The 20,591-nt window shown below is 69.2% G+C and carries 21 protein-coding genes; 10 read left to right on the forward strand and 11 right to left on the reverse strand.

All coding sequences use genetic code 11. The annotated features are described in order from the left end of the window. Positions 1-79: 79 nt before the first annotated feature. The gene (locus ABZ803_RS25850; protein WP_062971665.1) at positions 80-274 is read left to right on the forward strand and encodes a heavy-metal-associated domain-containing protein; all 195 of its coding nucleotides are present in this window, start codon (positions 80-82) and stop codon (positions 272-274) included. Between the two features lie 726 nt (positions 275-1,000). After that, a complete protein-coding gene (locus ABZ803_RS25855) occupies positions 1,001-1,441 on the forward strand; it encodes a hypothetical protein (RefSeq protein WP_357043033.1) in 441 nt (146 codons plus the stop codon). Positions 1,442-1,482: 41 nt separating this feature from the next. Here the strand turns inward: ABZ803_RS25855 and ABZ803_RS25860 are convergent, their stop codons facing one another. Then, positions 1,483-2,487 carry a DUF418 domain-containing protein gene (locus ABZ803_RS25860; RefSeq protein WP_357043035.1) on the reverse strand — a complete coding sequence of 335 codons (1,005 nt, stop codon included), beginning with the start codon at positions 2,485-2,487 and terminating at the stop codon, positions 1,483-1,485. A gap of 118 nt (positions 2,488-2,605) precedes the next feature. Here ABZ803_RS25860 and ABZ803_RS25865 point away from each other — a divergent pair, with 118 nt between their 5' ends. Next, positions 2,606-3,094: a MarR family transcriptional regulator gene (locus ABZ803_RS25865; protein ID WP_357043037.1), complete on the forward strand. Its 489-nt coding sequence runs from the start codon at positions 2,606-2,608 to the stop codon at positions 3,092-3,094. Then, on the forward strand, positions 3,094-3,474 hold the full coding sequence (locus ABZ803_RS25870) for a DUF5313 family protein (protein WP_357043039.1): 381 nt from the start codon (positions 3,094-3,096) through the stop codon (positions 3,472-3,474). Before ABZ803_RS25865 ends, ABZ803_RS25870 begins: the two co-directional genes overlap by 1 nt. A 38-nt stretch (positions 3,475-3,512) precedes the next feature. Here the strand turns inward: ABZ803_RS25870 and ABZ803_RS25875 are convergent, their stop codons facing one another. Together ABZ803_RS25875 and ABZ803_RS25880 are read right to left on the reverse strand one after the other, a co-directional pair. Next, a complete protein-coding gene (locus tag ABZ803_RS25875; protein WP_357043041.1) occupies positions 3,513-4,604 on the reverse strand; it encodes an ionic transporter y4hA in 1,092 nt (363 codons plus the stop codon). A 70-nt stretch (positions 4,605-4,674) separates the two neighbouring features. Continuing rightward, entirely contained in the window at positions 4,675-5,070 is a 396-nt protein-coding gene (locus tag ABZ803_RS25880) for a nitroreductase/quinone reductase family protein (RefSeq protein WP_357043043.1), read from the reverse strand. Between the two features lie 547 nt (positions 5,071-5,617). Between ABZ803_RS25880 and ABZ803_RS25885 the strand changes: the two genes are divergently transcribed. Next, positions 5,618-6,280, forward strand: a complete 663-nt coding sequence (locus ABZ803_RS25885; RefSeq protein WP_357043045.1) for a PhoU domain-containing protein — start codon at positions 5,618-5,620, stop codon at positions 6,278-6,280. A 24-nt stretch (positions 6,281-6,304) separates the two neighbouring features. Continuing rightward, complete coding sequence (gene mmuM / locus ABZ803_RS25890) at positions 6,305-7,249, forward strand: homocysteine S-methyltransferase (protein WP_357043126.1); 945 nt, start codon at positions 6,305-6,307, stop codon at positions 7,247-7,249. A 33-nt stretch (positions 7,250-7,282) separates the two neighbouring features. Here the strand turns inward: mmuM and ABZ803_RS25895 are convergent, their stop codons facing one another. After that, positions 7,283-8,146 carry an RNA polymerase sigma factor gene (locus ABZ803_RS25895; protein ID WP_357043047.1) on the reverse strand — a complete coding sequence of 288 codons (864 nt, stop codon included), beginning with the start codon at positions 8,144-8,146 and terminating at the stop codon, positions 7,283-7,285. 64 nt (positions 8,147-8,210) lie between these two features. Continuing rightward, entirely contained in the window at positions 8,211-9,083 is an 873-nt protein-coding gene (locus tag ABZ803_RS25900) for a haloalkane dehalogenase (RefSeq protein ID WP_357043049.1), read from the reverse strand. Between the two features lie 683 nt (positions 9,084-9,766). Here ABZ803_RS25900 and ABZ803_RS25905 point away from each other — a divergent pair. Further along, the gene (locus tag ABZ803_RS25905) at positions 9,767-10,489 is read left to right on the forward strand and encodes an HNH endonuclease family protein (protein ID WP_357043051.1); all 723 of its coding nucleotides are present in this window, start codon (positions 9,767-9,769) and stop codon (positions 10,487-10,489) included. Positions 10,490-10,492: 3 nt separating this feature from the next. Here ABZ803_RS25905 and ABZ803_RS25910 read toward each other — a convergent pair whose 3' ends face one another. After that, positions 10,493-11,509 carry an NAD(P)-dependent alcohol dehydrogenase gene (locus ABZ803_RS25910; RefSeq protein WP_357043053.1) on the reverse strand — a complete coding sequence of 339 codons (1,017 nt, stop codon included), beginning with the start codon at positions 11,507-11,509 and terminating at the stop codon, positions 10,493-10,495. Further along, a complete protein-coding gene (locus ABZ803_RS25915) occupies positions 11,506-11,949 on the reverse strand; it encodes a hypothetical protein (protein WP_357043055.1) in 444 nt (147 codons plus the stop codon). Before ABZ803_RS25915 ends, ABZ803_RS25910 begins: the two co-directional genes overlap by 4 nt. A gap of 86 nt (positions 11,950-12,035) precedes the next feature. Between ABZ803_RS25915 and ABZ803_RS25920 the strand changes: the two genes are divergently transcribed. After that, entirely contained in the window at positions 12,036-12,827 is a 792-nt protein-coding gene (locus ABZ803_RS25920) for a helix-turn-helix transcriptional regulator (protein WP_357043057.1), read from the forward strand. A gap of 168 nt (positions 12,828-12,995) precedes the next feature. Here ABZ803_RS25920 and ABZ803_RS25925 read toward each other — a convergent pair whose 3' ends face one another. From ABZ803_RS25925 to ABZ803_RS25940, 4 genes are all read right to left on the reverse strand, one after another. Further along, positions 12,996-14,198, reverse strand: a complete 1,203-nt coding sequence (locus ABZ803_RS25925; protein ID WP_357043059.1) for an FAD-dependent monooxygenase — start codon at positions 14,196-14,198, stop codon at positions 12,996-12,998. A 179-nt stretch (positions 14,199-14,377) separates the two neighbouring features. Further along, positions 14,378-15,022 (reverse strand): PadR family transcriptional regulator, encoded by a 645-nt coding sequence (locus ABZ803_RS25930; RefSeq protein ID WP_357043061.1) that lies wholly within the window; start codon positions 15,020-15,022, stop codon positions 14,378-14,380. 61 nt (positions 15,023-15,083) lie between these two features. Next, entirely contained in the window at positions 15,084-17,117 is a 2,034-nt protein-coding gene (locus tag ABZ803_RS25935) for an MDR family MFS transporter (RefSeq protein WP_357043063.1), read from the reverse strand. Between the two features lie 55 nt (positions 17,118-17,172). Beyond that, the gene (locus ABZ803_RS25940) at positions 17,173-17,835 is read right to left on the reverse strand and encodes a TetR/AcrR family transcriptional regulator (RefSeq protein WP_357043065.1); all 663 of its coding nucleotides are present in this window, start codon (positions 17,833-17,835) and stop codon (positions 17,173-17,175) included. A gap of 161 nt (positions 17,836-17,996) precedes the next feature. Here ABZ803_RS25940 and ABZ803_RS25945 point away from each other — a divergent pair, with 161 nt between their 5' ends. Together ABZ803_RS25945 and ABZ803_RS25950 are read left to right on the forward strand one after the other, a co-directional pair. After that, on the forward strand, positions 17,997-19,409 hold the full coding sequence (locus ABZ803_RS25945) for a lipase family protein (protein ID WP_357043067.1): 1,413 nt from the start codon (positions 17,997-17,999) through the stop codon (positions 19,407-19,409). 114 nt (positions 19,410-19,523) lie between these two features. Beyond that, positions 19,524-20,399, forward strand: coding sequence for an oxidoreductase (locus tag ABZ803_RS25950; RefSeq protein WP_357043069.1), 876 nt, complete (start codon positions 19,524-19,526; stop codon positions 20,397-20,399). Positions 20,400-20,591 lie beyond the last annotated feature (192 nt).

A 20,591-nucleotide genomic window follows, 5' to 3' on the forward strand; every position in this document is an offset into this window, starting at 1 on the left:
CCGCTATTCCCGGGCCCCCGGCAGTCAAACGCGACAAAAAGGAAAGTTTGAGCGGATCGAATCGGTCAATGCGATTCGCATGACGTACACAGTTACCCTGCACAACGTTACGCGCGAGTCCGCGTCGGCGATCGAATCGGCGCTGCGCGGCGTCAACGGCATCGACTCCGTCGACATCGACGTGTCGTCGGAGCGCGCGCTCGTGAACTCGACGACGATGACCTACGGCGAGGTTCTCGACGCGATCCGGCAGACCGGAGCCTCCGCCTCCTGATCGACGTTCGCCCGCCGCGCGGCCGCCCAAGACCTCCGACCGGCGCGAAGCCCTGGTAGGCACCCCGCGGGCCCGTCGCCGCGGACCCCACATCCTCCGGTTGCCGCACCGGCACCGAGCGGGTGACGGGTGTGGTCGAACGCCGAGTTTCCACCGAATCGGTGGCCGACGCCCCAGCGCATGCGTGCGCAGGCCGTGCCACGCATCGCCACGCCCGAAAGGCCGTCGACACCGAGCGGGCCTCGAGGAACCCGCACCGGAAGGCCCTCGCGGGCAGACGATTCGATCGTGCCGCCGTCGGTGGAGCGATCACGCCCGCGTTACTACGAGATGATCACCGGCGCGACCATCTCGAGACCCGCGGTCCGCCAAGGGCATCGAACGTCGGCGCCCTCGTCTGCGGCGCACGCACCCGGTCGGGCAACACGCGGGTCCGCCCGGTCACTCATCCGCGCCGCTTTCGAACCCGTCCACATCCGGAGCGAGAGGCAGTTCGCGGCATATGCGCGAGAGCGCTTCTGGCGCTGCGGTTTCGCACGGGCCGCCCCGCAAACGCCGAGGAGATGGGGCGAGCGACGATGATCGCCCCACCTGCTACCGCTCTCGGGCGCCGAACCCTTCGCGGTCACTCACCCTTCGGGGCGACCACAACGGCATGCGCAGGCGGAGCACGCACGAGTATGATCTACGCCACATGCCCTGTCAACCACAGGAGACAACGCTGCCATGGGGGAGGACTTACACCCGTTCACGCGGGCGCTCAACACGCTCATCGACGGAATGCACCCGCCCACCGGGAACGACGGGCGGCCGCACCAGATCACCCACCGCGCGCTGGCCGCGGACATCCATCGCGCCACCGGCGCGCGCCTGTCCGCCAACTACCTCTGGAAGCTGCGCACCGGGCAGGCGGTGAACCCCTCCTACGAGACGCTGGAGGTGTTCCGCGGCTACTTCGGGCTCGCCAGCCTGGATCCGTTCACCGAGCCCCGGCTGGCGGCCACGCGGGGCAGCGAACTGGCGTTGATCAACGCGCTCAAGGGAAACCCCGCGCACGAGGCACTGGAACCGGTGCTACGCGACGGGCTGCGACAGGGTACGGTCCGCGCCGAGTCGGTGCTGGCGATGCTGAATGTCCTGCGACGGATCGAGAACGAGCAACGCTGAAGAATCCGGAGGGCGCCGAGGCCCGACGACGGCGGCCGAGTTCAATACGGACGGCTCGGCATGCGCACCCGCCGGATCGGCGCCACCGACCACCAGGTGACACAGCGCCACACCCATTCCAGCGGACCGTATTCGAACAACCGCAACCACACCGCGCTGAACACCGCCTGTACCAGGATGATCGCGACCGCCAACCCCAGCACCGGCGCGTAGTCGCCGGAGCCGTACAGACCCAGACGCGGTGCGGCGAGCAGGATCAGCGCGGTGGCGCCCACGTAATTGGTCAACGCCATGCGGCCCAGCGGCCGCAACACCTCCGCTAGGACCTGACCGGGCTCGACGCGCAGCAACAGCAGCAATCCGGTGACGTAGGCCAGCGCACCCAGCAGGCCCGCCACCGCCGTGGCCGGCGTGGACCACAGCTCCAGATAGGGTGTGCGGTACTCCCACATTCCCGCCACTATCGCGGCGGGCAGGGCGAGGGCGAACGCGGCGCCGATCTGCCAGACCCGCTCATCCAGGGTGTCCACGATTCCGGCGCGCGCGGTGGCCAGGCCCAGCAGGAACAACCCGGGCGCCAGGGCCAGCCCGCCGCCCAGGGCCAGCGCCACGCCGAACGTGCCCGCGAGTCCGGCCACCAGCACCACCCAGTTCGGCAGCGCCGAGGCGGGCAGCAGGATCACCAGCCCGGCCAGCGCGTACGGAAGCAGCGCCTCACCCGGCTGGAACAGCTGGTGGACCGCGCCGATCACCCCGAGCGCCAGCAAGCGGCGGATCAGGACCAACCGGGGGCGCTCGCCGCGCTCCGCGGCCTTGTCCAGCAGTAATGCGAAGCCGATTCCGAACAGGAACGAGAAGATCGGGAAGAACCGCGCCTCGAACACCACCGACAGCACGTGCCGGATCGGCATCAGCACGCCCGATTCGTCCGTGGCCGCCATGCCGGCGATCCGCCAGATATCCACCACCAGGATGCCGCACAGCGCGAAGCCACGAACCGCGTCCAGTTCCTGGATGCGCGGATCGGCCCCGCGTCCGTAGTGCATGGATCTCACGGTATCCAGCGGCGGCCTCGGAGCCGGTATCTCGCGCCGAGATGTCGCCCACATCGATTAACGCACTAACCATTAATGCGCTAACTTGGAGCGCGGACAAGGAGGACCGATGGAGCCCGAGATCGACGATCCGCTGCGCCTGGACCGCCAGGTGTGCTTCGCGCTGGCGGTGGCCAATCGTGCCGTGCTGGCCGTCTACCGGCCGCTGCTGGAGCCGCTCGGCCTGACCCACCCGCAGTATCTGGTGCTGCTCGCGCTGTGGGGTGCGGCGCCGATGTCGGTCAAAGCGATCGCCGAGGCCGTCCAGCTCGACTCTCCGACGCTGTCCCCGCTGCTCAAGCGCCTGGAAGCGGCCGGACTGATCAGTCGCGAACGGGACAGCCGGGACGAGCGGAACCTGGTGGTGAATCTGACCTCGGACGGAGCCGCGCTGCGCGCGAAGGCCGAGCAGATCCCGCCCGCCGTCGTGCAGCGCCTCGGCGTGACCATGGCCGACCTCGAGCAGCTGCGCGACGCCCTCACCCGGGTGAACGAGGCGGCCCGCCGATCGGTGCTCGCGGAGGCCGACGCCCCATCCCCCAACCGAGGAGCCCGGTGATGACACGAGAACGACGGCGGCCCCACCCGATCCAGTGGATCGGCTACGCCTTCGGACGCCGCCTGCCCGATTCGATGCGCGAGTGGGTGCGCGACGACCTGACCGGCAGGTTCGCCGCCACCCGGCATGTCCTGCGCGGGCTGGTGCCGTTCACACCGCTGTTCGCGGCGTTCCTGCTGTTTCCCGGCGAACTGTGGCTGCGCGGGGCGATGGTCCTGCTGGCGCTGCTGCTCGCGCTGTTCTACACCGTCGCCTTCATGCCGATGAACCGCGCGCACCGGCTCGCGAAGCACGGATTGCCCGCCGATCTGAAGAACCCGCGACAAACCCAGCGGGAAGCGCGGGAACGCGCCAGATACGCCGCGCAGCACCCGCACTGACCGCTGCGGCCGAGTGCGCGGGCCGCGAGAAACCGATGCTAGGGGCTGGCGGCCAGGCCGACGAAAGCCGCGAACACCGCCAGGTGGACGCCCCCTTGGAGGAGTGTCGCGCGTCCGGGCACGATCGTCAGGCCGCCGACGACGACGGTCAGGGCCAGCAGCACCATCTGGGTCGCGCCGAGACCGAGCACCAAGGGGCCGTCCAGCCAGATGCTCGCCACCGCGATCGCCGGGATGGTCAGGCCGATGCTCGCCATGGCCGAACCCAGGGCCAGATTGAGACCGATCTGCACCTGGTCGCGGCGCGCGGCCCGGACCGCGGCGAGCGTCTCGGGCAGTAGCACCAGCAACGCGATCACCACGCCGACCGCCGACTGCGGCAGTCCCGCCGACTCCACCGCCGACTCGACGGCGGGCGAGACCACCTTCGCCAGCCCCACCACGCAGATGAGGGCGACCAGCAGCAGAGCCAGGGCGGTAAGAGCGGTACGCGCGCTGGGCGACTCGATGTGCTCGTCGCCGTCGGCGACGGTGCCGCCCACCTCGACCGGCAGGAAGTCGCCCGGATGACGCACCGTCTGCACGAGCACGAACAAGCCGTACAACGCGAGTGAGGCCACCGCGGCGAAAGCCAGCTGCGCGGGTGAGAACTCCGGACCCGGCTTGCTCGTGGTGAAGGTCGGCAGCACGAGACTGAGCGTGGCCAGCGTCGCCACGGTGGCCAGCGCCGCACCGGTGCCTTCCGCGTTGAATACCGCCACCCGCCGCCGCAACGCGCCAACCAGCAGGCAGAGCCCGAAGATCCCGTTGCAGGTGATCATCGCCGCGGCGAAGACCGTGTCGCGGGCCAGAGTCGCGGTCTTGTCACCGCCGTGGCCCATCAGGGTGAGGATGAGCGCGACTTCGATCACGGTCACCGCGACGGCCAGCACCAGCGAGCCGAACGGTTCACCGACGCGGCGCGCGACCACTTCCGCGTGGTGCACCGCCGCGAGCACCGCCCCGATCAAGGCCACCGCCACGATCGTCACCGCGACACCGGGCAGACCGCGGCCCCAGGTGGCCGCGAGGGCGAGGACGGCCAGCAGCGGTACCACTACGGTCCAGCGGGCGAGCAATACACGGATCATGCCCACCATCGTCCCAGCAAACTATTCGCGTCCCGGTCGGGTGATCGGTATCCGCGCCCCGGGCGCGAGCTCAGTCGTCCAGATCGATGCGCACGGTGAGCAGATCGGTCCCGACGAGCCGCACGGCCGCGCTGTTGGCGCGCGGCAGGGCGGCCAGGCGGGCACGCGGGTCGTCCTCGGGCAGCAGATGGGCGGTGCCGGTGTGCCAGCGCCCGTGCAACCGCAGCCGAACCCGGTTGTCGGCCTTGATGTTCCGGACATACTGCGAACGCTCGCCGAACTCCGAGACCAGCCAGAACTCCCGCCCGACCCGCCGCCCGCCGATCGGGGTGCTCCGCGGCTGCCCACTGACCCGGCCGGTGGTCTCCAGGATTGTCTGCCCGGGCAGCGTGCTGAGCAGCGGATTGCCCACCCGGCGCTGGAACGCTGTCACCACCCGATGCTGGATGTCGCGCAAGTTCGGCATGCCGCGACCGTAGCACCGGTCACACCCGTCGGCAGGCCGCGCCACGGCCGCGTTTCGGGCGTCGAACAGGGCAGGAGTCCGCATGCGGTGCGCTATGGCACTGTCAGGCATCGGGGCGCAAACGGCCGTACCTCGCGTCGCACAGTGCTGATCGGTCGTGCCGCCGCACCGGACCGCATGGGGCATGCGGGGAGCAATCAAGCGAGGACCTTTGCGCACCAATAGCTTTCTGTGATGCGGGCCACAAATTAGCCGCCTCGCAATATCTCTCCGCGAATCCGCTGAGTTCCCGTCGACCAGCAGCTCGTTCGCCGGGAGATCGGCCCCCGGTCTCCCGATCTCGCGCGCCGGTTTCGCCGCAGCGCGGTGCAGCTTCGAAAAGGCGCTGGAACTGCGGCTTTCAGCCGCGCTCACGGCTTCGCGAGCGGCCGAGCTCCGGCGTCTCCCTCCGCGAGGCCGGTCGGCCGGTCGGCCGTGGCGATGCCGTTACCGAAGAACATCCGGCAAGGAATCGACCCCGCGCCCCTCCATGGGTGAGAATTTGGCGGTGCGCACCCAGTTCACTGCCGAGCTCATCGCGTTGACGAATGATCTGACGCTGATGTGCACGCTCGCCCACGACGCCGTCGAGCGTGTCACCGACGCGCTCGTCGACGCCGATCTCACCGCGACCTACGAGGTCTTCGCGCTCGACGAGCAGTTGCAGAAGATGTACGGCGCGTGCGAGGCGCGCACCGTGGTGCTGCTGGCACTACAGGCGCCGGTGGCCCGCGACCTGCGGCACGTGGTGACGGCGATCCAGATCGCCGGTGAACTGTCACAGATCGGCCGGCTCGCCAGCCGGGTCGCCGACAAGGTGTACCAGAGTCATCCCGGACACGCGGCGGAGCAACCGATCCTGGACATCCTCGCCACGATGGGCAAGCTGGCGGCCGAGCGCACGGCGCTGGCCGGGCAAGCGGTCGCGGGCCGCCACCCGCTGCCGGAGGAGGAGACGCCCGCCGCTCGCCCGATGGAAACGCTGCACCAGCGGCTGCATTCCGCGCTGCGCGACCCGGCGACCCAGCCGTCCACCGAGGTAGCGATCGATATCGCCTTGCTGGGGCATCACCTGGAACGCTGCGTCGACCACACGGCACGCATCGAGCGGCTCATCCGCTTCCTCGACACCGGCGTGCCACCGACCGCCCAGCCCAGCGACGACGAATAAACGGCGTCCTACAGTGGAACCGTGCTGTTCGACTCCGCGGCGGGGGCACTGATCTCGGACGGTGGATTGGCGACCGAGCTGGAGGCGCGCGGCCACGACCTGTCCGGCGCGTTGTGGTCGGCGCGCCTGCTCGTGGACGAACCCGCCGCGATCGAGGCGGTGCACGCCGCCTATTTCCGCGCGGGCGCCGACATCGCGACCACCGCGACCTATCAGGCTTCCCTCGATGGTTTCGCCGCGCGCGGGCTGACCGGGACGGAATCGGTGCGGCTGTGGCAGCGCGGCGTGGCGCTGGCCCGCGCGGCGCGCGATGCCCGCGCCCGCGATGGGCGGCGCCGATGGGTCGCCGCCTCGGTCGGCCCGTACGGCGCCGCACGCGCCGACGGATCGGAATATCGCGGCCGCTACGGCCGCACCGTGGCCGAACTGCGAGCATGGCATCGGCCGCGTATGGAGGTGCTCGCCGAGGCGGGCGCGGACCTGCTGGCCGTGGAGACCGTTCCCGATATCGATGAGGCCGAGGCACTGGTGGACTTGGTGAACGAGCTCGGGGTGCCCGCATGGCTCAGCTACACCATCGACGGCGACCGCACGCGTGCCGGTCAACCGCTCGGCGACGCCTTCGCGGTGGCCGCGGACTCGACCTCGATCGTCGCGATCGGCGTGAACTGTTGCGCGCCCGCCGATGTCCCGGCCGCGGTGGAACTCGCCGCCCGCACCGGCAAACCCGTGGTCGCCTACCCCAACAGCGGCGAAGGCTGGGATGCGGCGCGCCGGCGCTGGACCGGTCCCCCACAGTTCACGCCGGGACAAGCCCGCGACTGGTACGCGCGGGGCGCGCGGATCATCGGCGGATGCTGCCGCGTCGGCCCCGCCCACATCGCCCATCTCGCAAGGGAACTACGAGGAGCTTCTCCCTTCGCCACCCGGACTGCCACCGGCTCGTCCGGCCCCGGGACGCCCGGCTGAGCGATTCGGCCGCGACGCGAGCCGCCGTTCGGGTCATGTCTGCTCGAGCATGGGAAAACGACCGGAACCGAGCAGCCCCGCGATCGCGTCCATTTTCGCTTGCGGCGCGGCGTAGTCCGGATGAGCACGCAGCACCGACGCCGCGTCGTGCAACCGGATCATCTGCCGTTCGGCCTCGGCCGCGGTACGACCGCCCGCGCTGACCGGATGGCGCGCGTACACCGGGCGGCGCGGGTCGACCCGTCCCGAGGCGAGCGCTCGGTCCACCCGGCGCGAGCAGCGGCAGAACGCCGCGGGATCGACCAGGCCGCAGGTCGCGTTCAAGAAGTTCCCGAGCCGCTGCTTGGCTCGCTGCAACCGCTTTCGATAGGCGGCCGGGGTGACCTCGAGGATCCAGGCGGCCTCGGCGGAACTCAGTTCGAACACCTCACCGAGCACGAAGGCGATCCGTTCGTCGCGGGCTAGGCATTGCAACATGCCCTGGCTACAGGTGAGCCGCACCTCGGCGGTCAGCAGCACCGCTTCCGGCCCGCGGTGATCCGCCTCCGACAATCCGTCGGCCAGCCCGTCCCGGAACGAGTCCAAGCTCAGTTGCGCGGCCTCCTGCGGGGATTGCCGCCGCAGATTCAGCAGGTGATTGACGCCGATGCGATAGGCCCAGGTGAGCAGTTTCGCCTCGGCGCGCCAGCTGTGCAGATGGTCGAGGACGCGCACCATGATCTCCTGCGTCGCGTCCTCGGCCTCCGCGGGCCGCCAGACCATGCGCAGGGCCAGCCGATACAGCGGGTCCTGCAGCAGGCGCACCACCTGGGCGACGGCCTCCCGGTCGCCCGCGACCGCGCGGGCGACCATGGCCTTTTCTTCTTCCGCTGCGACCCGGTCGTGCTCGGTGCTCATCCGGCCATCATTCGGCTCGCGTCGCGGTCGGCGCAAGCACGGCCCGGTCACACCGGGCACGAGGTCACGAGCGAGCGGCCGCACCGACCAGGGCGTGCCGGTCGATCCACTGCGCGACCGCCCGGCCGATCTCGTCCGGCCGGTCCTCCGGCGCGTGGTGGCCCGCCGGGCCGATCGGCGCGACCTCGGCGCTCGCGAAGGTGCTCGCGGCCCAGTCGATCGCCTCCGCCGCACCCAATCCGACGCCGTTCTCCAGCGCCATCAGCAATTTCGGCACCTCGGGTGTGGCGGCCGCCCACTCGCCGTAGTTCCGCACCAGCGCCACCACGTCGGCGGGCTCGCCGTCCAGCGGGAACTCACGCGGCCACACCAGCAGCGGCTTGCGCGTGGCCGGGGTGGGGTACGGCGCCCGGTACACGTCGTGATCCTCGGCGGCCAGGTCGGCGATGCCCCTGGGCAGGTTGAACTCGATGAAAGTGTTCTCCTCCAGAATCATCCGCTCGCCTTCCGGAGAGCGGAACTTGCGGAACAACTCGGCACCGAGCGCGGGCAGTTCGTCCCAGCGCATCGGCCGCAAGAAGGTCTCGATCAGCGCGATGCCGCACACCCGGCCCGGATGCCGCGCGGCCCAGTCCATGCCCAGCGCGCCGCCCCAGTCGTGCCCGACCAGCACCACCCGGTCCAGGCCGAGCGCGTCGAACCAGGCGTCCAGGTAGGCGGCGTGGTCGGTGAAGCGGTAGCCACTGTCCGGCTTGCCGGAATCCCCCATCCCGATCAGATCCGGCGCCAGCGCCCTGGTGCGATCGGCGACGTGCGGGATCACGTTGCGCCACAGGTAGGACGAGGTCGGATTGCCGTGCAGGAACACCACCGGGGTGTCCCCCACCCCGGTGTCGCGGTAGTTCATGAAGGAGTCGAGAACGTCGACGGTCGGCATGATGTGGTCCTTTCAGGTCGGGCTCGCTTGCCCACACCCGTTTCGACACACGATTTACCTGCCTGTGACACGAAGTGATCATCGTCACATAAAGGCCAGCCGGACGGCGACCCGCACCGCACTGTCATCTCACGTACACATCCGTACTCATGCAGTAGATGTATGGCCCAAACTGAAGATCGGCTGAGAAATTTTTCGATCCTCCAGAACGAACTTGCCAATCGCCACGCGTCCTATCTACTGTCTTGATACGTAGGACCAAGTGAGATCGAGATGGAGCGGATGCGTGCTGGCGCCCTACCCGGTAGGGACTTTCCCTGGTCACCCCCCCCTGATCCCGATCACCATGATCGTCACGAGTGAGTCCGGAGCAGGCGCGGCTCGACACCTCGGGACCTCCCCCTCATCAGCCCCGTGGTGTCGTACCAGTGCGGTTTTCGGAGTGGACAACCATCCGCACAACCGCGCGGCTCCCCAGGCCTCCTCGTGATAGACCGCCCCCGAATCGGCGCCGGCACGGCGATTCGGGGGCGGGCCCACTCCTGCCCGATCGCTCTGGCGCATCGCCCGTTAACGGCCGGGCTGTGCCGAATCTCATACGCGCCGTTGGGTTGCGCGAACCCTGCCACTGGATACCTTGTCGCCGGTTACAGTTTCAAGTGGGTTCGGCGTTAGGAAGTTCGATGAAGTCCACAACGCGGCGGCTGGCTCTGATCGGCATCATGGTGGCGACTTCCATCGGACTGATCTCCTGCTCCTCGGTTCACCCCAGCCAGTCGACGGCGGCGGGATGCGGTTCCGGTGGCAAGGCGTGCGCCGATGCCGCCGCCCCGATTCCCGGCCGCGACGCTCTCGCCCTGCTCAACTCCCTGCGCGTGGCCGAGCGCGCGCCCAAAACCGGCTACAGCCGGGACGAATTCGGGCCGCCCTGGACCGACAACGTCTCGGTGCCCGGCGGCGGCAACGGCTGCGACACCCGTAACGACATCCTCCAGCGCGATATGACCGACGTGACGTTCAAGTCGGGCAAGTGCATCGTCGCCACCGGGACGCTCGCCGACCCGTACACCGGCAAGACCATCGCCTTCAAGCGCGGCACGAAGTCCTCCGACGACGTGCAGATCGATCACGTCGTCGCGCTGTCGGACGCCTGGCAGAAAGGCGCACAGCAGCTTTCCGCCGAACGCCGCCGCGACCTGGCCAACGACCCGCTGAACCTGCAGGCCGTCGACGGCCCGACCAACCAGTCCAAGAGCGACTCCGACGCGGCCGAGTGGCTGCCGCCGAGCAAGGGCTACCACTGCGCCTACCTGACCAGGCAGATCCAGGTCAAGGCGGCCTACCAGCTCTGGGTCACCCCGGCCGAGAAGGACGCCATGGTGCGGATTCTGACCGCCTGCCCCTGAGTCCTAGGGAATCTCGATCACCACCTTCCCGAACGGATCACCGGTGCGCAGATACCGGTAGGCCGCCTCGGCTTCCTCGAAAGCGAACACCCGGTCGATGACGGGACGCATCCGATGGACGGCGATCGCTCGGTTCATCGACTCGAAATCCGTTCGGCTGCCCACCGCGATGCGGCGAATCGACAGATACGACGCCCCGAATGGATTGCCCGCGGGCGGGTCGGTGGCGGGCATCGCGCCGATCATCGTGATCCGCGCGTTGTACGCGCCCGACCGCACGGATTTCGCCAGTGTCGGCATGCCCACCGCGTCGAGGACGTGGTGGACGCCGTCACCGCCGGTGCGGTCCAGCACGGCGCTTTCCCAATCCGGGGTCCGGCTGCGATCGATCACCTCGTCGGCTCCGAGCGCGCGTAACCGCTCGGCCTTGCGATCGTTCGAGGTGATCGAGATGATCCTGGCGCCGTGCATTTTCGCGTGCTGTACGCCGAAAAGCGCTACCGATCCGCTGCCGACGGTCAAGACGGTCTCGCCCGGCCGCACCGGCGACGGCGTGCTCAGCGCGGCCCACGCCACCACCCCGGCGCAGGTCAGCGTCGCGGCTTCCGGGTCGGTGAGGTGACCGGGCACGTGCACCACCGAATCCTCCTCCAGCACGGCATAAGTGGCGAGCATGCCGGGATGGGTGGCGCCGTACTGCTCGACGACGTGCGACCGACGCTGCGGACCGTCGACCCAGCGGACGAAGTAGGTGGCGGTCACCCGGTCGCCCACCGCGGCGCGGGTCACGTCGTCACCCACGGCGATCACCTCGCCGACACCGTCGCTGAGCGGGACGACGCCGGGGGTGGCGGGCAGGGGGTACGTACCGTCCACCAGCATCAGATCGCGACGATTCAGGGACGCCGCCCGCACCCGGATCACCACCTGCCGTGCGCCGGGCACCGGCATCTCCTGCGGCGCGGCGGTCAGCGCGCCCGCGCCGCGCGAAGGGTCGAGATGGTAGGCGACGGGCCTCATGCGACGCCGATGTACTGGTGATCCCACCGGATCCGGCCGTCGTCGTCGAGCGCGATGACCTCGTATCCGCCGCCCACGACGGCGCCGTCGGCCTTCGTCACCATGTGCCAGGTCAGGCCGATCAGGTTCACCGAGAGGCGTACCGCCTGCCCCTCGGCCACGAACACGTGCTCGCCGGGAGCGACGAACTCGTCGTACGCCCGGTCGACGCGGCGGTCGAGCGCTTCATAGCCACGGATCTCCACGGTCGGGATCGGAAAGGCCAGCGCGGCCAACGCTTCCCGCATGCCCTGCGGCGGATCCACCAGGACCTGGGCGCCGTCCTCGGACCACAGCCGCCTGATCCGCTTGCGCCTGGCTTCGGCGTCGGGTTCATTCCACAACGCGATGTACCGTTCGGCGAATCGGGAGAGTTCCTGCTCATCGAATTTGTTGTTCATGCGGCAGAGTTTTGCCGCCGTTCGAAGTCTGTGCGATTCCCCGCAGGGTATGGCGAGCCCGCTGCCCGCCCACCGATACTGCTGCTATGACAACGGCGATCGAGTCCACCGGGTTCGCCCGGCAGCTCAAACATTGGCGGACGCTGCGCCGGGTCAGCCAGCTCGACCTCGCGATCCGCGCCGACACCACGCAACGCCATCTGAGCTTCCTGGAGCAGGGCCGCTCGCGCCCCGGCCGCACCATGGTGGTGCGGCTGGCCGAATCACTGGAGCTGTCCCTGCGTGAACGCAACGGACTGCTGCTGGCCGCGGGATACGCGCCGATCTTCCCCGAATCGGAACTCGACACCGTGGAACTGGCGCCGGTGCTGGAGGCGTTACGCGCCATTCTGGACGGTCATCTGCCCTACCCGGCCCTGGTCGTGCGGCCCTACGGCATCCTGCTCGCCGCCAACGCCGCCTTCGACGTGCTCACCGAGGGCGCCGCGCCGTGGCTGCTGGAACCACCGGTCAACGTGCTGCGGCTCGCGTTGCATCCGGACGGCTTGGCCGCCCGCGTGGTCAACCTGCCCGAATGGGGAAGGCACGTCACCGAAGCGCTGCGCAACCGGATGGCCCGCAGCCCCGACCCCGTCCTGGACGGGCTGATCGACGAGCTGGAGACCTATCTGCCGTCCACCGAGCCGGGGCCGGGGCATCTGGGTTTCGCGGTGCCATTGCACCTGCGCTGCGCCGAAGGGGAATTGCGTTTGATCACCACGCTCACCTCGTTCGCCACCGCGGTGGACGTCACACTCGCCGAGCTGCAACTGGAGGCGTTTCTGCCCGCCGACGAGCAGACCACGCGAATTCTGCGCGAACGCGCGGCACGACGCTGATCGGGGCTCTCTCGCCCGCCACGACCATCCGATGCTGGACCGGCTCGACATGCGGGCCGGGCGGCGCCCAGGAACCGTGTCGATCCGGCGGTCCGATTGCCGCCGCCGAATCGCCGCTCACCCGAGGATCGGTCCCGCAGGTCGGCCCTGCGGGACTTCACCCTCGACTCACACCGCCGCGAGTTCGCGCTCGGCCGGTGCCTCCCAATCGATCCGGTAGCGCTGCTCGGGTCCCATGGTCTTCTCCGGTTTCATCACGGTCTTGGCCATCAGCGGCATGAGCAGCTGCATGAACTTGCGTCCCACCGGCCCCGGCGTCTTGCTGTGGTTGATCTTCGCCGCGCGGGCCGCGACGCCTTCCACGCGCTCGCGCCGCAGCCGCTCGTAGACCGCGAACGCCTCAGGAGCGGGCAGATCGCGCAGGCACCTGGCCAGCTGCACACCGCTCTCGATCGCCAGCGACGCGCCCTGGCCGGAACTGTTGGACGGGGCGTGCACGGCATCGCCGACCAGCACCATGCGTCCACGATGCCAGCGCGGCACCGGCGGCATGATGTGCAGCGCACCCACCACCTCCAGCTGGTCCTCGGTGGTGCGGCGAGCGAGTTCGCCGCCGGGGCTGTCGTCGCGGTAGGTCTCGCGCAGGATCTTCAACCAGTGCGCGTTCGGTACCGCCCGCGCCGCGGTGAGCGACAGATACTCCTTGTGCGGCAGGTTCGCACCCCAGGCCACCCGCCCGTCGCCGAGCGGCCAGTACAGGTAGTACGCCCGCTTGCCGAACGCGAAGGTCATGGTGTCGGCGGGGATCTCGGCGTCGCACTCGGTGGTCGCGCCGAAGCCGAGCATGCCGGTGTAGCCGGGACCGGGGGCGTTCGGGTCGATCAGCGTGCGCACCCGCGAGCGGATGCCGTCCGCGCCGATCAGCACGTCGGCGGTGGCGGTGCTGCCGTCGGCGAACCGGGCGGTGCTGCCGGATTCGTCCTCGTGCACGTCGACCAGGCGCTTGTCGTACTCGAACGGCACCCCCGCCGCGGTCGCGTGCCGGTGCAGCGCTCGATGCAACTCACTGCGGTCGACCAGTTGCAGCGGCGGCACATCGGAGAGGCCCGGCAGTGCCAGCACCTTGTCTCCGACAGCCATGTTCATCTTCGTGACCGGCAGCGCGATCTCGCGGACCGGATCGCCCGCTCCGATGATGTCGAGGGCGGCGATGCCGTTGGGCGCCAGCGCGAGTCCGCTGCCGATGCCGTAGGAAGGGCCGGGGTAGGCCTCGTAGACGCGGGCGTCGATGCCCGCCTTGCGCAGGGCCGTCGCGACGACGGGGCCGGCGATGCCGCCACCGATCACCAGGGCGGTACGTGTTGTGGACATGGGTGTCTCCAGGATTCGTGCGATACGGGGTTCGGTTCCCGGACCGACCCACGCGCCACCCACCCGGTTATCCTGTGGTTGCCAGCCTTGTAGCCGGGTGCGCGTTCGCGGGCGCGGTTCGAGACTGTTCGATCGGGCCCGGCGGCGGTGTTGCCGCACCACGCCGGGTCCGGTTTCGGCTAGTTCTCGGTCATCCCCCTCTCCACCAGCTCGGTGACCTCCGACGGCAGCGCGCCGCGCTCGTGCCACTCACGCCATTGCGCCAGTCCGGGGAAGGTGCCCTCGGCCAGCTCGTCACGCAGCGAACGTGTCCACGCCGCCTCGGCTTCCAGCATCGCCAGCCCGAACTCGGACTCGATGACGAACAGCCGCGGCAGCGCGCCCGCGAGTTCGCCGAGTTCGCGGCGAACCGTCCCGATGGTCCGCTCCAGCGCTTCGAGGCGGGTACCGAGCAGTTCGACCACCTCGGCGGGCGGAAGCACCGCGAGAATGGACAGACCCGCGACGAACCGGTGATGTTCCGGTTCCGGAGTCGACAGCAGCTCCCTGGTCCAATCGGCCATCTCGGCCCGGCCCGCGTCGGTGATCCGGTAGATCACCCGCTCCGGTCGCGCGCCCGCCCGCTCGCTGCCGACCACCTCGAGGAAGCCGACCTTGGCCATGTTCTGCACGACCGTGTAGAGCGAACCCCACTTGATCGCCATGTCGTGGTCTTTGCCCCGGTCGCGCAGGGTCTGCGCGATCTCGTACCGGTGCATCGGGCGTTCGATAATCACGGACAGCACCGCGAGCGCCAGCAGGTTGTCGACCTTGCGCTTCTTCATCGCGGCACCTCCTTATACTCGTGTACGAATATACGTCTACGAGTAATAAGCCGCAAGCGGTTCAGGCGGGCACCGTCTGCTGCTCCCGCGCCTGCTCTTCGAGCAACTTCGTGGCGATGTTGGTCAACGCCTGGTCCAGCAGCGCGCGATCGGCGGGATCGGCTTCGTTCCAGTCGTCGAGCCTGCCGTCGAGCCAGCGCCGCCAGGCCGCCTTGATCCGGTCCAGCTCGGCGGTGCCGGAGTCGGTGAGCCGCAACCGTTGCCCCTCCCGCATCAGGTACCCCTCCGCGCCCACCTGGTCGTAGATCGGCTCGATCACCTCCTCCGGCAGTCGGTGCTCGCGCGCTATCTCGGCCAGCGTGGCGTGGCCCCGCAGCCGGTCGCGCAGATACACCTGCCCGAGGGCCCATGCTTCCCCGTGGGTGAGGTCGCTGTCCGCGTCGGCGAGGATGCGAGGGCCGATCGGATCCCCCTCCCGGGCCCCGCGCATGGTGCCCGCGATGGCTCTTTCCAGTTGCACCAGCCGATCGGGTGAGTCGGGTACGGAGAACCCCTCGCCGACATCGCCCGCGCCCGCCCGCGCGCTGTCGCGCAGCGGCACCTCTGGCAGCAACCACGCGATCACGAATCCGGCCAGCGCGACCGGCACGACCCAGAAGAACACGTGGTCGATGGAGTCCGCGTACGCGTCGATGATGGGCGCCGACTGTTCGGCGGGCAGCGCGCGCAGCGATTGCGGGTTGGCCGCCACAGCCGGTGTCACCACACCCACGCGAACCAGCGCTGCGGCGAGGTCGGGGCCGATCTCGTTGCTGTAGAGGGTGCCGAAGATCGCCGTGCCGAAGGCGCTGCCCAGCGTGCGGAAGAAGGTGACGCCTGAGGTCGCCGTACCCAGCTGCGCGTAGGGCACGGTGTTCTGCACGACGATGGTGAGCACCTGCATGGCCAGTCCGATGCCGAGGCCGAGGATCAGCATGTACAGCGACTCCAGCCACGTGCCGGTGGTCCGGCCCATCGTCGACATCAGGTACAGGCCGAGCGCCATGACCAGCGTGCCCGCGATCGGGAAGTACCGATAGCGCCCGGTCTTGCCGACCACCTGCCCGGACAGGATCGAGGTGGTGAACAGGCCTGCCACCAGCGGCAGGGTGCGCACGCCCGACATGGTCGCCGAGACCCCGTCCACGTATTGCAGATACGCGGGTAGATAGGTCATCGAGCCGAGCATCGCGAAACCGACGATGAAACTGAGGATCGAGCACACCGTGAACACCCGGCTGCGGAACAGCCCCATCGGCAGCATCGGTTCCGCGGCTCGCGACTCCACCGCGACGAACGCCGCGAGCAGCAGCACCGCCCCGGCGAACAGGCCGATGATCGTCGGCGACCCCCACGCGTATTGCTGCCCGCCCCATTCCAGGCCGAGAATCAGGCAGGAGACGCCCAGCGCCACCAGGCCGATTCCGGCGTAGTCGATGATCGGCTCGGCCGCGGCCCGCACCCGCGGGATCGTCCGCGCCGCCAACGCGATCATCACCACGGCGACCGGCACGTTCACGTAGAAGCACCAGCGCCAGCCGGCATGGTCGGTGAACAGGCCGCCCAGCGTCGGACCGATCACCGTGGTCACGCCGAACACCGCTCCCAGCGCACCCTGGTACTTGCCACGCTGCCGCAGCGGGATGATGTCGGCGATCAGCGCCATCGAGGTGACCATCAGTCCACCCGCGCCGAAGCCTTGGATGCCGCGGGCGAGCACCAGCAGCAGCATGCCGTTCGCCAGGCCCGCCACCATCGAGCCCACGATGAAGATCACCGCACTGACCTGGAACACCAGCTTGCGGCCGAACAGGTCGCCGAGTTTGCCCGCAAGCGCCGTCGCCACCGCCTCGGCGAGCAGGTACGAGGTGACCACCCACGCCATGTGCCCCGCCCCGCCGAGGTCCGCGACGATGGTGGGCAGCGCGGTGGACACGATGGTCTGGTCCAGCGCCGCCATCAGCATGCCGAGCACGATGGTGCCGAACACGATATTGGTCTTGGCCCTGCCCATCGGGGCACCGGGGTCCGCGGCGACAGCAACCGAACCGGCCATCAGCCCAGTATGGGACTTCGCCGCTTGGATGGATATCCAGCGACACGACAGCGAATCAGCCGGGCAGGTCCTCGGACGCCGTCTCGTCCGCCCGCTCGATCAGCGACATCGCGATGGGGACCAGCAGATCGACGAGCTCGGCCACCGTCGGACGCGGGTCGGCGAGCACCCACTCGTGCGCCAGCCCGTTGATCGCGCCGATCAAGGCGCTCGCACCCCACCCCGGCGCGCCACGCACCCGCGAACCCGGAGCGACCACCGGCACCACGTGCGACTCCAGCATGGACGCCCACTCGTGTCGTCGTTCGCGACGGTGCCGCTCCATCCGGTCGCTCACCCCGACCACTTCGATGAACGCGACCTTCGCGCGGTAGGGATCGGAGCCGATCGAGGCCAGGTAGGCCGTCACGACGGCGGTCATCGCGGCGGGCAGGTCGAAGCGGGGGTCGAGATCACCCAGCCGCCCCAGCACGGCGGCGGCGGCCTCGTCCTGGATCCGGTCATAGGCGGCGACCAGCACGTCCTCTCGGGCCTGGAACTCCTCGTAGAACTGCCGCTTGGACAAGCCCGCGGCAGCGCACACGTCGGCCAGCGAACAATCGGCATAACCGCGCTCGGCGAAGATCCGGGTGGCCGCGTCCAGGAACCGCTGACGCCGCTCGGCTTTCCGCTCAACGACGGCACGCCCGCCGTATTGCCTGCCCACTGTCGCCGTCACATCTCTCACCGTAGCGAAATCGCGGCGACCGCGAACCATGCCTTATCACCGGGGCCGGAGATATCCGTTCTTGTGATCCACGCCATCACACCGCATACTCGAGCGCAGTCTGAAACCGATGGGGCTCACATATGTGGCTCGCCGAACGAAGAGGTTCTCGCATGGCCCTTTCCCGTAAGCACGCACCGAAGCTGCTCGCGGCACTCGCCGCGGTGGCCGTGGGGCTGCCCTTCCTCACGGCCGGGCCCGCGGCCGCGGAGCCGCCGCCCGGCGACCAGGTGATCCAGCCCGCGCCGCCGTTCCCGGTTCCGCCGCTACCGCCGGGGTTCGACCCGGCGTTCTATCGGCCGCCCGTGGAGACCTACGCCGATCTGGCTCCCGGCCGGATCATCGCCGCACGCCAGGTCAATCTGGCCAACCTGTCGCTGATCCCGCTGAACGTGGACGCCTGGCAGCTGTCCTACCGCTCCACCAACTCCCGCGGCGAGGCCATCCCCGCCGTGGCCACGGTGATCAAGCCGCGCGGCTACGTCGCCGACCGGCCGCTGTTCTCCTACCAGATCGCCGAGGACTCGACCGGCAATTACTGCATGCCGTCGTATCAGCTCCAGATGGGCAGCATCCCCGCGACCTTGACCGGATCCACCCTGGTGGCCGCGCAGTTCCTCGAGGTGCAGGCGGCGCTGGCCCAGGGCTGGGCCGCGGTGATCCCGGATCACCAGGGACCGGACTCGGCATACGCCGCAGGGCCTTTGGCCGGCCGCATCACTCTCGACGGTATCCGCGCAGCGGAGAACTTCGCGCCGATGCAACTATCCGGGACCCGGACCAGGGTCGGGATGATGGGCTACTCCGGCGGCGCGATCGCCACCGGCTGGGCCGCCGAGCTGAAGCGCGACTACGCGCCCGAGCTGAACGTGGTGGGCGCCGCCGAGGGCGGCATCCCCGCCGACCTGTCGGCCGCGCTGCGGATGGCCAACGGCAATCTCTCCGCGGGGCTGATCTTCGCGGGCGCGCTCGGCGTCTCGCGCGAGTATCCGGAGCTGCGGAAATTCCTCGACGACAACGCGAACGGCCTGGGCAGACTCATGATCGCGGGCAAGGAGCAACTCTGCGCGAGCTACCAGGCCGCGCTGTTCCCCTTCGCGGACAACCTGGGGATGCTGGCGAAGAACCCGTTCACCGACCCCGCCGTCGTCGAGGTGCTGAACAAGACGAAGCTGGGCCGAGCCGTGCCGGACATGCCGATGCTGATGTACCAAGCCAACGCCGACTGGCTGATCCCGGTCGGGCCGGTCAACGAACTGGTCGGGACCTACGCCCAGGACCCGGGCGCACGGGTCGAGTACATCCGCGACCATTTCAGTGAGCACCTCACCCTCGACCCGATCGCGGCGCCGCGCGCGCTGCTGTGGCTGAAGGACCGGTTCGCGGGTGCGCCGGTGGCCGAGGGGGTCACGATCACCGATGTGGGCTCGATGACGCTGGATCCCGCCACCTGGCAGGTGTGGGGCGATACGGTGGGCGCCGTACTCGCGGCCGCCTTCCAACAACCCATCGGCAGTGGCCGCTGAGAAAATCTGGTGAGAGCTCGTGTCGCGGGTATGTTCCGCGACACGAGCATCCGCGTCTGAGACGATCGATTCGAAACCCTTCCCCCGGAACTTACTCCAAAGTAAGGTTGACGCATGGCGTGGAAACCAACTGAGATCCCGGACCAGACGGGGCGCACCTTTGTCATCACCGGCGCGAACGGCGGTCTCGGGGCCGTCGCCACGAGGGTCTTGGCGGCCAAGGGCGCGACCGTGATCATGGCCTGCCGCAACGCGGCCAAGGCGAAAGAGGTCGCCGGCGGCATCGACGGCGACGTCCGCGTGGCCGAACTCGACCTCGCCGATCTGGCCTCGGTGCGCAAGTTCGCCGACGCCGCCGGCGAGTTCGATGTCCTGGTCAACAACGCGGGCCTGATGAACATCCCGTTCTCGCGGACCAAGGACGGGTTCGAAACCCAGTGGGGCGTCAACCACCTCGGACACTTCGCGCTCACCGGCCTGCTGCTGGACCGGATCAAGGACCGGGTGGTCACCCTCTCCAGCATCGCGCACAAGCAGACCCCGAAGTTGTGGATCGACGACCTCGACTATGAGAACCGTCGCTACCAGCGCAACCTCGCCTACGCGCAATCCAAGTTGTGCAATCTGATGTTCGCCCGCGAATTGCAGCGCAGGCTGCGGGAATCCGGCTCGGACAAGCGCTCCTACGGTGTGCACCCCGGTGTCTCGGCCACCGACCTCTTCGCCCACACCGAGACGCCGCTCGATTACGTCTCGAAGCCGTTCATCCGTCTGATCGGCCACTCGCCCGCCAAGGCCGCGCACTCGACTCTGTTCGCCGCGACCATGCCCGACGCCGATCCCGAGATCTACTGGGGGCCGACCCGGCTCTTCGGAAGCCAGGGACCGGTCCGGCCTTCCTCGTCCACCCGTTTGTCGCAGAACCGGGAGCTGTGGCAGCGGCTATGGGCCGAGTCCGAGCGCAAGACCGGCGTCATCTACCCGTTCTGAGCCGGGCACAGTCCCGGTATCGGTGACCCGCGAGGCGGGCGGCTCATCGCGGGAGGCACCGGCGGGCCGCTCGCTCGCAACGGCTCATCCGAGGCGAGCGGTCCGTGCATGCCCAAGAGCCGACCGCTCGGGTCGAGCGGCCCGCACCCGGTCGACAGCCGCCCCAGCGTTGGACCGGAGCACAGTCCCAGC

The sequence above is a fragment of the Nocardia sp. NPDC047648 genome, from assembly GCF_040642815.1.
In the GTDB taxonomy this organism is placed as follows: Bacteria; Actinomycetota; Actinomycetes; order Mycobacteriales; family Mycobacteriaceae; genus Nocardia; species Nocardia gamkensis.